This window comes from Variovorax sp. J22R115, assembly GCF_030317005.1.
Classification (GTDB): domain Bacteria; phylum Pseudomonadota; class Gammaproteobacteria; order Burkholderiales; family Burkholderiaceae_C; genus Variovorax.
The window spans coordinates 614,588-628,409 of record NZ_JASZYM010000001.1 but is presented as its reverse complement, the minus strand read 5'-3'; the positions used below and the strand labels follow the sequence as shown (position 1 = coordinate 628,409).

At 67.5% G+C, this 13,822-nt stretch carries 10 protein-coding genes; all 10 read right to left on the bottom strand.

Annotated elements, in window-relative coordinates; all coding sequences use genetic code 11:
* Positions 1 to 5: 5 nt before the first annotated feature.
* The 10 genes from QTI04_RS02790 to QTI04_RS02745 are packed head-to-tail and all read right to left on the bottom strand — an operon-like array spanning position 6 to position 13,811.
* On the bottom strand, positions 6 to 2,231 hold the full coding sequence (locus tag QTI04_RS02790; protein WP_286614111.1) for an ATP-binding protein: 2,226 nt from the start codon (positions 2,229 to 2,231) through the stop codon (positions 6 to 8).
* A 36-nt stretch (positions 2,232 to 2,267) separates the two neighbouring features.
* Positions 2,268 to 3,251: a hypothetical protein gene (locus QTI04_RS02785; RefSeq protein ID WP_286614110.1), complete on the bottom strand. Its 984-nt coding sequence runs from the start codon at positions 3,249 to 3,251 to the stop codon at positions 2,268 to 2,270.
* A 43-nt stretch (positions 3,252 to 3,294) separates the two neighbouring features.
* Positions 3,295 to 3,981 (bottom strand): hypothetical protein, encoded by a 687-nt coding sequence (locus tag QTI04_RS02780; RefSeq protein ID WP_286614109.1) that lies wholly within the window; start codon positions 3,979 to 3,981, stop codon positions 3,295 to 3,297.
* Positions 3,978 to 5,111 (bottom strand): hypothetical protein, encoded by a 1,134-nt coding sequence (locus tag QTI04_RS02775; RefSeq protein WP_286614108.1) that lies wholly within the window; start codon positions 5,109 to 5,111, stop codon positions 3,978 to 3,980. The genes QTI04_RS02780 and QTI04_RS02775 overlap by 4 nt, the downstream gene beginning before the upstream one ends.
* Entirely contained in the window at positions 5,108 to 7,993 is a 2,886-nt protein-coding gene (locus tag QTI04_RS02770; RefSeq protein WP_286614107.1) for a putative baseplate assembly protein, read from the bottom strand. Before QTI04_RS02770 ends, QTI04_RS02775 begins: the two co-directional genes overlap by 4 nt.
* 13 nt (positions 7,994 to 8,006) lie before the next feature.
* Positions 8,007 to 8,423, bottom strand: coding sequence for a GPW/gp25 family protein (locus QTI04_RS02765; protein ID WP_286614106.1), 417 nt, complete (start codon positions 8,421 to 8,423; stop codon positions 8,007 to 8,009).
* 27 nt (positions 8,424 to 8,450) lie between these two features.
* Entirely contained in the window at positions 8,451 to 9,095 is a 645-nt protein-coding gene (locus tag QTI04_RS02760; protein ID WP_286614105.1) for a phage baseplate assembly protein V, read from the bottom strand.
* The gene (locus QTI04_RS02755; protein ID WP_286614104.1) at positions 9,095 to 10,165 is read right to left on the bottom strand and encodes a phage late control D family protein; all 1,071 of its coding nucleotides are present in this window, start codon (positions 10,163 to 10,165) and stop codon (positions 9,095 to 9,097) included. Before QTI04_RS02755 ends, QTI04_RS02760 begins: the two co-directional genes overlap by 1 nt.
* Positions 10,162 to 10,872: a LysM peptidoglycan-binding domain-containing protein gene (locus QTI04_RS02750; protein WP_286614103.1), complete on the bottom strand. Its 711-nt coding sequence runs from the start codon at positions 10,870 to 10,872 to the stop codon at positions 10,162 to 10,164. The genes QTI04_RS02755 and QTI04_RS02750 overlap by 4 nt, the downstream gene beginning before the upstream one ends.
* Positions 10,873 to 10,874: 2 nt before the next feature.
* Positions 10,875 to 13,811, bottom strand: a complete 2,937-nt coding sequence (locus QTI04_RS02745; RefSeq protein ID WP_286614102.1) for a hypothetical protein — start codon at positions 13,809 to 13,811, stop codon at positions 10,875 to 10,877.
* Positions 13,812 to 13,822: the final 11 nt, after the last annotated feature.

The following is a 13,822-nucleotide window of genomic DNA, read 5'->3' as shown; positions in this document are numbered from 1 at the left end:
GGACTTCAACGGCGCGCACGACCGTCTCCACGGCCAAACTCGTCGAAGTCGCCCAACAGTTTGCCGGTTTTTTGATACTCGCGCTGCGTCGCCTGGATGACGTGATCCATGCGCACGACCTGATCCTCGTCTGCCGCCAGAAAGGCAGCCGCAACGGCCACATTCTTGATGTTTCCACCGGTCATCTCGAAGCGCTGCGCAAGAAGCTCAAGGTCGAGTTCGCTGTCGCGCGGCGTGTCCTCGGGCCAGATGCCCTTCCAGATCCGATGGCGATCTTCATCGTCCGGAAACGGAAACTCGACCGTGAAGTGCAGCCGGCGCACGAAGGCGTCGTCCATGTTCTTGCGGAAGTTGGTCGCAAGGATGGCGATGCCTTCGTATTCCTCCATGCGCTGCAGCAGGTAGCCGACCTCTATGTTCGCGTAGCGGTCGTGGGAATCGCGCACTTCGCTGCGCTTGCCGAACAACGCATCGGCCTCGTCGAAGAAAAGGATCGCGTTCGAGGTCTCGGCTTCGTCGAAGATCTTCGACAGATTCTTCTCCGTCTCGCCGATGTACTTGCTGATCACGGTCGACAGGTCGATGCGGTAAAGGTCGAGCCCCAGCTCCGCCGCGATGATGCTTGCCGACATCGTCTTGCCCGTGCCCGACGGCCCGGCGAAGAGCACCGCGAGGCCCTTGCCGAGCGCGAGCTTGCGCCCGAACCCCCAGTCGCCATAGACGCGATCGCGATACTTCACGTGATTGCAGATCTCCCGCAGCTGTGCGAGGCGGTCCGCCGGCAGCACCAGGTCATCCCAGCGCTGTCGTGGCGTGGTCTTGCGCGCCAGCGACGAGAGCTTCTGGTTCGAGTGCATGCGGCAGGCGTCCTGCAGGTCGCGCATCGTGATCGAGGCCCGCTCGCCATCGCGCAGCCGCGCGAGCCGCCGTGCTGTGGCCGCCGCATCGACGATGCCGCCAAGGCGCAGCTTGAACCGGCTCGCCAGCGCTGCCAGGTCCACGCCGGAATCCAGGGCCGCGCCGGCAAGCTCGCTCGACCACAATGAGGCGCGCTGCGGGTGGGTCGCCTCGGCCACACGCATGACGACGACGGCCCGGCGTGCCAATGCAGCGCCGATGGCGACGGTGTCTTCGCCGGCCCAGAAGCATGGCGCCCGGCCCGCGTCGATCGCCCGCAACAGGCCGGCCAGCGCGCTGCGCTGGCGGCCCGCCGATTCAGCGCCTTCGGCGACGGCGCCGGCACCCTCCGCGGAACCGAGCGACGCTCCACCGCGCCAGTACACGGCCCCGCCCAGCAAGGCCGCCTCACGCTCGATCAGTGCAGCCAGGCGCACCTCATCCGACTCTGCCGGCAACGCCGCGACGTCGACAACCAACAGCGGCCACTGGCGCTCGTGGCAGATGCCTTCGGCGGCGCTGCGCTTGCCCGCACCCGCCGGCCCCGCGAGCAGCATCACCGGCAGCGGCGCTTCGGAAAGCGCCGGCCAGGCACGGCGCAACGCACGTCGCGCATCGTCGGTCAGCAGCAGGTCATCGAGGGAGCGCCGGGGCACCACCGGCTCGGCAAAGGCACGAAGGCGCCCGTCGATCTCGTCGATGCCGAAGAGGAACTGCACGATGCGGTCTTCGACTTTCAAGTACCTGGCAAGAAGAGGAGGATCCGGTTGCGACGGATCGTCGCGCAGTTGCACGATCTGCTGTGCGAACAGCGGCGCGCTGGGCAGAAAGCGGCGTCGTGCCTCGAGGCGATCGACCGAAGACGCAGTCAGCAGCTGGATCGCCAGATCGACGCTCGGTCGTTTCTTCGTCACGTCGTCCTGCAGGTAGGCGTAGAGCTTTTCGTAGCGCAGATCGATCTCGACCGCCAGGGCAACGAGCAGCACGTCGGTGTCGAAGCGATCCAGGCCGAAGAGGTTCGCCAGGCGCGCCAGGCGCAGGTCGATGCCCTGCGCGAGGCTCAGCCGGCGGCGCGACTCGAGCATCTGCTCGATGTCGAGAAGCGTCGCGTCGATGTCGACCAAGCGCCCCTCCTCGACCGCCTTGAGCCATTGCGGTGCCCCGAGCGGGCGCGCGAGCAGAGCGTCGACCTCCTGCTCCGAGATGTAGAGCCCTCTGAAATGCTCGTCCTCGGTCTGCACCCGCCGCAGGTGCGCAACGCGCGAGCGCATCAGGAGGTCGATGCGCTCGAGCTCGGCAAGCAAGTGCTCTGACGAATCGGCGAACGGCTCCATTGCTGGCTCCAATCAGTGCAACACGATGTCGAAGCTTCAATACGACACTTCGAGCGCGACCATCGAGATCTTCACGTAGCCGTGGGCTTGAATATCGACCGACAGCGTGCGCCGGCGATCGCGCAGGCTTCGATGTGCTTCGGGAATCTCGCCCGTCTCGAAGAAGGCGCCACCGCCGCCACCGAGGTCGAGCGTCAGCACCTCGTCGCGCATATGCTGCATGGTCTTCGCGTCGAAGCCGCCCTTGATGAGCGTTACCGTCATTTTCTTCTCGTTGGCGCCGCCGGCCACGCGGAAGCGATGGATGTGGCGCACGCCTGGCGGCAGCACGATCGCCATCGAACCCGCTGCGCCCCGGGTGTTGGGCTTTCCGTCATATTCCTTGTGTGCGATGGCCTGCGTCGCGCCGACACGAAACGGCGGCCGGGCATCGTCTTCATCCTGGGGCATCGCCGAGGGATGGAAGGCCACCGTGATCCAGTCCCTGCGAAGCTGGGCGTCGAGCGCTTCGGCGCCGACGGAGCCCGGCGCCACATTCGATCGCAGCACGTCGCGTTCCTGGTGGTCCACCGCCCCCGCCCCAAGCCGCCCGCGCTCGTCCAGCTGCACCCCGCACAGGCGCACGTCCGAGGGCTCGACGCCGGTGGCGATGCGCAGGTGGGCATAGCAATCGATGCGGTTGTCGTTGCTGCCTTCCTTGGCCACGCGTTCGGTGCGGTAGCCGATGGTCACCCAGGCCAGCGCACCGGGTGGCACGCCCTGCAACTCAAGCGTTTCGGCGTCTCGCAGCTCGATCTCCCGGCCCTTGCGATCGACGGCGAAGCCGGGCGAAATGGTGACGGCGAGATCGCCGGCACGCGTCACCTCGAGCCCGCTTGCGACGCCGAAGCCGTGCAGATGCCGGCTGTGCCGGTAGCGTGCCTCGGTGTGAAACTGTTGCTCGTCGATGAAATCTTCCTCGAGCAACAGCTGCCCGTGCCAGTAGGCGGGCTTGCGCGTGATCAGCTGTCTCTTTTGCATGATGTCGATCTCCGAACAATGGATGTGCGTCGCGTGCTTGTGCTCATTGTCGGCCGGGCACCTTTGCCGTGGGCCATCCGGCTTGGGGAGACAAGTGCACGCGCAATTCGTAGGCCGTGTGCGCCGGCTTGGCAAAGTCGATCACGGCACGCAGCTGGCGCTCGAACGCCGCGGCGTCATCGGGGGTGCCGGGCGCGTGCGCCGGTGGACCCGTATGGACGTCCACCTTGAAGAAGAAGGCGCGCCCCTGCGCGAGGCGGGTGTCTTCGCCGAGCAGGGACTGGCCCACGGTGAATCCCGTCGACGGCCTGTCGTCGATGTGCACCTCGTGAACACTCTCGAAGCACAGGGCGATAAGGCGCCGAAGGTTTTCTCGCGTGCCGCGCCAACTGTACAGCGGCACGATGCCGGCCGCGATGCGGCGCAGCGCCTCCGGCGTGAACAAGGCGTGCGGCTCGAACGCAAGCCAGGCGGCCATCCAGTGCATGAAGCTGTCCGGGGTGCGCAAGGTGAGGTTGGTCGGCGATCCGATCGGAGCAAACAGCGCAGGAATGGCGTGAATGCCGCTCTCGATGCCGGGCAGCGTGAGGCGGGCGGGGTCACCATGCTCGCTCTCGAAGAACAGCGCTTCGAACACGCCGAGCAACCTCGCCAGATCGCCCGTGGCGTCGGCGGCCTCGTAGACGGCCGGCAGGCTCGCGAACATGCGCTCACCGAGTTCTTGTTTCATGGACGGTCTCCCGCGCCGCTGGGCCGGCGCGCGCCCGGGAGCGGAGCTTGGCTCGCATCGATCATGGCGTCGCGCTCGAGTTGAACGCGCGCGAGCTCCCACGGGTGCAGCGCAACCGACGTGACCTCACCCTGCGGATCGCGCATCAGCCTGCGGCCTGGAATGCTGACAACGCCGCCCAGCCGCGCATCTTCGGCGAGTGTCGATGCGACGCCGATGCGAACACCGATCCGCGCATCGGCACTGGCCATGGTTCGGGTCGCGATGCGATGAACGGCAATGTCGTCGACCCAATCGATCCCTTCGACGCGATCGATGACCTCGGCGATTTCGGACAGGTGCAGCGCGCGCCCGAACGACCGCGCGATGTCGGAAGGCTCGTCAGCGCTCAGGGGGCCATAGCGGCGGCGCAGGGCTGCGTCGATGGCCGCGCGCACGTGCGCGAGCGATGCACCCGCTTCGAGGCCCAGGCGGCAACCAACGAACACATGCAGGTACACGGGGCCGACCACGTGCGCCCGAGTCGTCAGCAAGCAACGCGGCGCCAGCTCGTCCTGCACGTCCCGGCAAAGGCGCTCAAGCGCATCGGCGTCGAGTTCGCGTTCGGGTGCGAGTACCACGCTCACGTCGCCGAGTTCTTCGGGCGCGCCCGGCGCTGCGCTATCGAACTGTTCGTGCCGTCCACGACGAAGATCGGCGCCGGCCAGTGCGAACGCCCTCACACGCTCGTGGGGGCCGAGGTGCCGGCGGGCGGCTTCGAGGGCTGCGCGCTCGAAGTCCTCCGGCGTGATCGCGCATTGCGCATGCGACAGCGCCTGCATCCGCAAGCGAATGGCCTCGTCGACCTGTTGGACCGGCGCGCCCAGCAACTCCCGCCAGCCGTCCCATTCGGGACCTTCGAGCAGCCGCAGCAGGTTCAGCTTTGCGTCAGGCGTGACCCGCAGCGCGCGGTAGGTCAGGATTTCGCTCAAGTACGCGAAGAGCTCGATCAGCGTGATACCGGGGTCGGAGGTGTTGTGGTTGGTCCACTCGGGTGCATACGCGGGAATCAGCGACAGGCCCTCGCGCACGAACTCGTCGAACTGCCACGGGTGCGCGCGTTCGTCCCTGGGCGTGTCAAGCGGGGTCATGGCGCAATACCTGCAATATCTGTCTGCACGGTGCCCGCAGCCACGATGAACGGCACGCCGGGCATTGCGTCGATGTCGAGCGAGAGCGCGTGCACGAGGTCGACGCCGTCGATCGCGCCGAGGAGCGAGTAAAGGTCCGACCGGTGCGGCCGCTCGCCGGGCGCCCAGCCTTGCCCTCGGCTTCCGCCGGTCAACGGGTGCAGGAACTGCGCCACGCGCTTCTGGCATTGCATCGCCACCTCGTGAGGCGACCCGTGGCCGTGGACGCTGATTTCCAGCTTGACCGACACACTCGCATAAGCAGGGCCGACGATCACGAGCCGGCCGGCAGGAAAGCGTCGTGCATCGAGATAGGCCTTCACCGTCGCGAGCAGCGCCGCGTCCGGTTGCGGGCGCGCAGTGTCGGAATGCGGAATGACGATCAGGCTGATCACGGCAGCGCTGGGCTCGACCGTCGCGCCCGCCCCCCTCGGCACCGTGACCAGGTCTCGGCCCGCGAAACAGTAGGCGCGTGCGACTTCGGGGGAAGCTGCGAGCGCCAGATCGGCATAGTCGGGGGCACATACTGCACGGTCGCGGTGCCGAAGCCAGGTCGATGCGCGCGCACGAACCTGGCTGCGGGTTTCGGCGTCGATGCCCCCGCTCGCCGGCTCCAGGTTGACCACGGACTCGACGCCCGGGACTGCGCTTTGCGGTAGCGTGATCGACAGGGGCGGTCGGTTTCCCTGGCGTCCACCGCCCGCCGCATACGCGAGCAAGACGATGTTGTTGGCGCCCGCTGGCGGAATCCTGCCTTGGCGTCCATCGCCAAAGCGCAGCTCGCCGGTCTGCCGATCGAGCGTGAAGTGGCGCGATGCGGCCGTCGAGTCGGAAAGGTCGTCAACCTCCTCCCACGGCACCCATGGGTCGTCGTGCTCGCGCACTTGAAGCAGCACGCCACCGATGATGGGTGTGCGCAAGGCCTTGAAGGCCTGCGACGCCCGTCCATTGCTCGACCCGAGCACTTCATTGCGCAGGGTCTGGATATGGGTGGCGGCCACTGCGTTGAGCGCCAGTCCGAGCGGCAGCGTGCGGACAGCGTCGATGGCGTCTGGCCAGGAGACGCGAAGCCATCCGAGCTGGGCCAGCGGGTCCAATGCGAGCCCCGTCCACGGCGATGCATCGTGCGACAGACGCAGTCGCACGATGCCGGAACGTGCCATGCCGTTCGAATCGTCGCGGACCACGTCCACTTCTCGCCAAGTGCCTGCGCCGCGCACTTGCCAACGGTGCGCCACCGCCGGTGCGCCATCATCGAGGGTGATGGGAAGGGTCGGCGGTGCCGGGCGCACGTGGAGGTTGAGGACGCGACCCGCCGCAAGCACTGCCTCGAGTGGCACGCCAGGCGCCGCAAGGCCGAGATACAGCGCTGGCCCGTCGACGTCGGGTGCGATGAAGAGATCGAAAGGAACGGCCGTCGCGCGATCGAGCACCTTCCTCGTCAGCGCGCCCTCGCAGATGACCAAGTCGGGCGCCATCGGACCGCGCTCCAGCGTCGCCTCCGCAGCCAGCGCCCGGATCGAGGGTGCGCAAGGTATCGAAAGCCCACCGGCATCCGCAACCGCGACGCTGCCGAAATTCCCCGAGACCAGGCGGGCGCGCAGCCAGACGCCGCTTTGGCCCGCGATCGTGGTGGACACCACGTCGGCGGGAACCGTGAAGACGACCGTCCCGTCCTGCGTCAGCGAACGGGTGCCGTCGGCGGCGACCAGCGCGCGATAGCCATTCGCGGTCGGGATTTCCCACGCAACAAGGGGCTTGCCGTCGCGGCTCACTGGCGGGATCGGCGACGATGCGGCGCCCTGCGGATTGGTCATCTGCACGCGCAGTTCGATATGGGCACCGGGCTCGACCAGGGCCGGACACAACACATGGAACACATCGCCGAAACGCGGCCGTTCGCCCAGCGGATAGAAGTCCTTGCTGATGTCCAGCGGCGCGGGGCCGTGACAGGCCGCAACGATGGGCTGCAGTGGAACGGCTGCGAGGACCAGGAGCGACACGTGCGCCACGCGCGGCGGCGCGTTCGCTCCTGCGAGCAGCGCCGGCCCACTCGGGCGCACGCTCAGCCATCGCGATTCAAGGCCCTCGATAGCCAGCGTGGGCCACGCGGGCGGCGGCTCGAGCACGACCTCGCCATCGTGCGTCATTTGCTGGGTCGTGTCGCTGCGAACGGCGAGCGGAACGAAGCCCTGGTCCGACACCACGCCCCACTCGAGCTGCAACTCCGGATCCCTCGGCGGACCGGATGCGATCCTGGCCCGCACCCGCACCTCGCGCAGTCCGGAAAGTCCGAACGCTTCGCGTTGGGCGAAGTGACAAGCGCGCGCAACCGGCAGCGCGGCATCCATCGGATCGGCCTCGCCGCGCCCCGGTGCCGCCAGCATGGCAGCCAAGTCCGCCACGCGGCGATGGCCCGGGTCGACATACCAGACCTGAACCAGGTGAGCGCGCACCAGGTTCAGGTCGTCGGCCGTTTCGAACACGACAGGCGCCGTATCGCCCGACGCCGGGGCCGCCGCGACGCGCGTATGCCTGGGCACCACGACCGGCGCAACACCCGGCGCAGCGCCGAACGCGAGATGCACGCTTGCCGCCGATGCGGGCCGTGGACGGCCGGCAACGAATTCGCTGAACGCTTGCAGGTGAAGCCGCGGCGCCTCGTTCACGCAACCGGTGACGATTTCCGCGTACCTCGCCGCCACGCCCACCAGCGCTTCGAGCAACGGGTCGCTTGGGGTGGGGGCGAATCCCTCGCGCTCGAGCAGGCGCCGCAGCGCAGCGGCGATCTGCTCTGCGCTGCGCGGGCGGTCGATGACGAGGGGTGCGGCTGGAGGCTTCAACGCCATGCTCCTCTCAGACCAACGCCCGGTCGAGGTAGAACGGGTAGACGAGGTTGTACCGGTTGTCGGTGCTGCGCACCCGGTAGTCGACTTCGATCAGCAGCATCTCGCCGCGATCGCCGCCGGCGCTCACCCGGACATCGAGCAACTCGATGCGCGGCTCCCAGATGCGCAACGCTTCGCGCGTTTCGAACGCCGCAGTGGCCCGCGTCGCAGCGTCGTTGGGTGAAAAAAGAAGCCCGCCGAGATCGCAGCCGAATTCCGGACGCATCACGCGTTCGCCCTTGCGGGTCGACAGGATGATCTCGATGGCGTCGTGCACGCTGGCATCGTCAGCGCTCATGGCCAGAGGTGACGGACCGTCGTCGCTCGTGCTCTTGCGCTCGACCGGAAAGGCCCAGCCGCAGCCCAGCACGAGGAGTTTCGACACGGGTCTCACGGGTTGGCTCGCCATGGTTCAGTTCACGTTGACCAACGCGCCCTTGATGTTCACCTGGGCAGTGGCGCTTGCATCGATGGTCGATTGCGCCTGGATCTTCACGCCCGCGTTCGACGTGATCTCGATGCCGATGCCCTCGATCGTGACCTTGCCCGTCGAGGACTTGATCGAGATATCGCCCTGGCTTTCGATCGCGATGCTGTTGTCGGAGCTCTTGATCACGATGTGGTTGTTGCCGGTCTTGTCGATGATCTCGATGCGCTCGTCGCCGTCGGAGTCGCACAGGCGCACGATGTGTCCGCTGCGCGAAGTGATGCTGCGGTTGTCGTTCTTGCCATCGCCGTTGCTCTCGGGCGGCTTGTCCTTGCCATTCCACAGCGCTCCGACGACATACGGATGCTCCAGGCTGCCATGCTCGAACGCAACGAGTACCTCGTCGTCGGGCTCCGGCAGGAAGTACGAACCCCGCCCGTTTCCGGCCATCGAACAGGCGACGCGCGCCCAGTGGCTTTCATCGTCAAGGTTGAGCCAGGGGAAACGAACCTTGACGCGGTGCATGCCGTCGGGGTCGCGGTTGTTGGTGACGATGCCGACCACGACGCCACAGAAGCGCCGCTGCGCATCATCCGGGGCGAGCAGGTCGCGCAACAGATCGTTGTGCATCACGTTGCGTTCCTCCGCGCTGAAAAGGCCGTGCGATAGCCCTTCCTGGGGGCAAACGAGTGCTCGACCGAGGTCACGTAGTACGGACCGCTGAAGCGCACCCCGAGCCCTTCGATGTTGACGACCTTGCCGGCGCGCATGCGCGGGTCACCGATGCACACTCCTTCGGCACGCACGTAGCGAAGCGCCATCTCGGCAAAGGCACGCTTGGCCATGGCATCGACCTCCTCCTGGCTTTGCACAGGCACGCTCACGCGCGCGCTGGCCGCGCCCGAGAAGGCTCTCTGCGCCGCAGACGGCCCGGAACGCGATCCGCCCATCGAGGTCGGCTCATCGCCAATCCTCGCCTTGCCGACGATCTCCTTCTTCTGCTTCGGGTCCCAGCCGCGCACTTCCAGCTCGGAGACCTGCCCGAGCGTCGACAGGCGCGGCTGAAACGAGATCAGCTCGATCTGCCGATGCAGGGTCAATTCCGCCTTCTCTTCGATTTTGCGCGGCCGGAACAAGAGGTCCCGATCCTGGACGACGACCTCGAACTCGATGCGACGGGCGCGCATGGCGAGGAACTCGAGGTCCGTCTGGTTGTGCTGCAAGACATAGGGCAAGGTCACGCCGCTGTCGCTGGTCTTGGGGTTCAGCCCCGCATCGGAGGCGATCTTGCTTGCGATGTCGCTGTCCTTGCAGTTCATGTACGAGCGCGTCTTGCGCGCGGACATCAGACGATGGCGCCGATCGTGCCCGCGAACCGTCAAGGTGGGCGGGCCCTTTTCAGGGAAATCGGGTTCCAGGCCCGTGATCTCCCCGCTCAATACCTGGGTCTTGTGCTCGCGGTAGCCAAACGCAATCTCCACCGGATTGCCTTCCTGGAACAACTTGTCGTCGATCCACTTGGGCTTCATCTCCGCCGTATCCCAGGCGGGGAGCGTCAGGGTGAACATGCCCGGTGCGTCGACATCGTCCAGCACGCTGAGCTGGCTCACGTCGGCCGCGGCTTTCAGGTCCAGCGGGGCGCCGTTGACGCGGATCTCGAATTCCGGCGACAGCGTGTTGAACTCGTCGCGGGCGGTCATGGTCCGGTCCCTCCGCTCCAAGCCACCTGGCGCGCGGGCAGCATGAGGCTCATGCCCGGCGAAAGCGCCAGCGGATTGTCGATGCCGTTGGCTTCGGCGATGAATTGCCATTGACGCGGGTCGCCGTACTCCTGCGCGGCGATCGACGCCAGGGTCTGGCCGCGCTTGACGATCCATACCTTGGCAACATCGGAGGACATCAGGTTCTGCTTCTCCAGGTCCGTCATCGTCGAGACCCATTGCTTGAAGGTGCAGCGGTTGGTCGCGCGTACCGGGAAACCGTTTTCCACAAACATCGTGAACTGGGTCTCGATCTGCTGCAGCACCCCCTGGAAAAACATGCCCTGTGCGCCCCAGGTCAGGCGACAAACGGGGGGACGATGCTTGTCTCCGTGCTGCTCCACGGTCGTCAGGTGCAGCAGCTTGTCGGTGTAGAGCTTCTTGACGCTCTTCTTGTCGGCCTGCTCTTCGTCCGTGTCATAGGTATCGAAGAACAGGTCGACGCTGAGCGTGGCGGGCTCGCCGCCGATGAACTGGGACTCCGGTGTGTCGCGCTTCGCTGCGTTCTGATTCGGCCAGGACACGCTGCGGCTGACGGTCAGGCGGTTCGGATTGAACATCGCGACGATGGTGCTGGCCGAGGTCGGCCCGCCGAACCGCAGGTTGTTGTCCGTGCTGCCTTGCGCTTCCACGAGGATGGTGAGCATCTCTAGGCCCATCGCGCGAACCCCCTTCGTTCATGTTCGGTGGCCAGGCGCGACATCAGCGCTCCCCACGCGCGTTCGACGATGTCATCAACATCGACCTCCGGGTGGGCCCCGCGCTGCTCCGGCTGCGCTGGATGAACCGTCGTCAAGCCGGAGGGCGGCGGCCCGGCAACCTCGGGCGACCACACGTCGACGGAACCAGGATCGGCCATGCGGGGTTGCGCGACCCGTGCGACTTGCGACGACGACGCGCTACCGGCGGATGCCGGCCCGCCATGCCTGACGAGCGGCATGTCGATCATGCGGGCAATGGCTGGCGCCGCGCGGACCGCGGCATCAGGCGAAGTGCCATCGACGGACGTCCTTCGCTGAAATGGCGCAGCGAGCAGGGGCATGTTCCTGCCGTCGTTGCCCGCCCCGCCGTCCACATGGACCGCGCCTGCCGTTTCGCCCGGGAGGGAAGCGATCGGCGCCAGCGCATCGCTTTCCGGCGCCGGCGCGTCCGTGCCGGGAGGGAGCGTGCTCCTTCGCAGCAGAGTCTGCGTAGCTGACGCCGGTACCGCGCCGGCATCCCCATCGCGCAAGGGCAACGCTTCGTCGCCATGCAGGCGCGGGGCCTGCGCGCGACGTGCGATCGCGACGCTGGCCAACTGCATCGGATCTGACAATGCCAGGCTCCTTGCACTGCCGATCACGTCTTGTCGAGAGACAGCAGCCACCTTGCGAGGATGTACCTCGTGTACCTCGACCAACTGAGGGACGGGATCCCCAGGGCCGGTGGGGCCGGCGGCGCCGGGCTCCTGGCGGGATCGACTTCGGGCGATGCCCGTGCGATGCCGCAATACCCCGACGTCTGACCCGGCCCCGGCGGCGACGGCCACGGACGCGGCCACGGGCGCCAAGTCGATGCGTGATGCGCGCTCTGTGGACGATGGGTGTTCGCTCGCATGATTCGGCGACAGACCCGGTCGCGGCTGCACCTCGACGAGCGGCATGCCATGTCCTGGCGCAGACACAGTGAAGTGCACGACCCGCCCCGCAGGCGCTTCTGTTCTTCGGATCCCCTGTTCGAGCGACGACGCGGCCGCGGTCAGTTGCACGGGACGCCCGGTCAACTCGGTCTCCTGCGGCACGCCGTGCGAGGGGGGCGCAGCATCGGAGATCGTCGCCGGCGCCGACGCGGCTTCCGCCAAGGTGCGCCACTGCGTCGTCGTCGCGGATTGCGCCAGTGCCGGCGCCGGCTTCGCGCTGGAGTCCACGGCACGGGACGCCGGGGTTTCGCCTGTGCCCGCGACGCGGGAAGGGATGGCGATCCGGGCCATCGGCATCGCGTGCGTGGCTGGCATGCGCGCGACGTCACGGGTCTCCGGTGGCCGAGAAGCCGGCAACGTGCGCTCTACCGGGATGACCTGTGCGGGGCCGTGCGGTGGGAGCCTCTCGGCGCGTGCAGCCACGGCTCGGCCGGACCCCGTGCGAGGGGGCACGGCACCGGCATCGGCATCGGCGCGATCTGCGGTCAGCGCGATCCTGGGCGAAGTCGTCGGTTCGCCGAACTGCGCCGCGCTCCGAATGGGCAATGGCATATCGACCTCGGCACGAGCTTGCTCCATCGGCACGACGACGGGCGAAGTCTCAATGCGGCGAGCGATCGATGCAGGGTGGCCGGGCGGCGATGGCGCCATTGCGGCCGATGCCGGCGCCGCCACCGGCTCGGCCTCACTCGGCGCGTCCCGCATGGCGGACATGATCGCCGGCTTTGCGTCCGCTGGCACCGCGCCAGAGGTGTGGCCTGACTGCTCTACCGCGCGACCCATGCGCGAAGTGCCGAGATCCCGCGTCCCCGCCGCGTCGTGGATGGTCGAAATGGGGAGGGGCGCGATGCCATCTTCCGGGCGATGACCAGCCCCGGCCAGATCGGCAACGGAAGCGGGAGCCTGGACCCGGTCCAGGGCCGGAGTCGGACTCTGACGGTCATGCGACAACGCGACCGACGCAACTGACGCGACCGATGCGATCTGGGCAACCGACGGCAATGCTCGCCGCAGAGGCATCGAGGGTGCGCGCAGGATCACTCTCGGCGCGGGCACCGTCTCCACCGGTGCTCGATACGGCAAGGAGCGCGGCACCGCCAGCGCCGGCGCATCGGCGGGATGCCGCTGCAGGTCCCCACGCCGAGGCGAAGACGCGGCACCTGGAACGCCGCCAGCAACATCGCCAGGACTGGTCGTCGAGCTCGCCGCCATCGCGGCGCGCACCGCAAGACTCACCGGTCGCAGCGCACTCACTTTCCCGATCGCCGCGACTCGCAGGGTCGGGGACAACGGCGGTGCGCCGTGCTTCCTGGAAACACGGACAGGCACGCTGGCTGCGACGCCGTCGCCACTCGGCCATGGGATGGCCGGCAAGCTCGGCGGAGCTGATTCGGCGCGTCCGATCGGGCTCCGCTGCACTGACGCGGCGCCGGCATCAGCCGAAGTCGAAGGCGCATCGCTTTGCATCTCCGTGCCCGCCTCCTCGCGGGTTCGCTGGACGAATTCCGCCATCTCCTTGCGCTGCGAGCCAGCGCCGGAATCAGCGCCGTGCGCAATGCCGGGATCGGCAGTCGCCTTGCGCCGAACCACCGCTTGCGCGACCTCATCCACAGCGACACGCGAGCCGGCGCCTGGCATGTCCGCATGCGCGACCTTTGCAAGCGCCACAGCCGATCGAAACACCCTCGGGTCGTCCCCTGCCATCCGTTGCGCGTTCGGGTCATGCACGGACAGGGACTCCACGAACGAGGTGTGCTGGTCGTGGATCGACGTCAGTCCGCCGATGACCGAGAGATTGGCTGGCGACGCCGCGATACCGACGTGCCGCGAGCGTTGCCATGCAGCGAGGCCGATGGAATCACCGCCCATCCACGGGGGCGTCGGCAAGGGGTTGGGCGGCGATGACATGGGGCCTCGTG

Coding starts and splice junctions, on each gene's coding strand:
- QTI04_RS02790 (WP_286614111.1), bottom strand. CDS start 2,231: ATGGAGCCGTTCGCCGATTCGTCAGAGCACTTGCTTGCCGAGCTCGAG.
- QTI04_RS02785 (WP_286614110.1), bottom strand. CDS start 3,251: ATGCAAAAGAGACAGCTGATCACGCGCAAGCCCGCCTACTGGCACGGG.
- QTI04_RS02780 (WP_286614109.1), bottom strand. CDS start 3,981: ATGAAACAAGAACTCGGTGAGCGCATGTTCGCGAGCCTGCCGGCCGTC.
- QTI04_RS02775 (WP_286614108.1), bottom strand. CDS start 5,111: ATGACCCCGCTTGACACGCCCAGGGACGAACGCGCGCACCCGTGGCAG.
- QTI04_RS02760 (WP_286614105.1), bottom strand. CDS start 9,095: ATGCACAACGATCTGTTGCGCGACCTGCTCGCCCCGGATGATGCGCAG.
- QTI04_RS02755 (WP_286614104.1), bottom strand. CDS start 10,165: ATGACCGCCCGCGACGAGTTCAACACGCTGTCGCCGGAATTCGAGATC.
- QTI04_RS02750 (WP_286614103.1), bottom strand. CDS start 10,872: ATGCTCACCATCCTCGTGGAAGCGCAAGGCAGCACGGACAACAACCTG.
- QTI04_RS02745 (WP_286614102.1), bottom strand. CDS start 13,811: ATGTCATCGCCGCCCAACCCCTTGCCGACGCCCCCGTGGATGGGCGGT.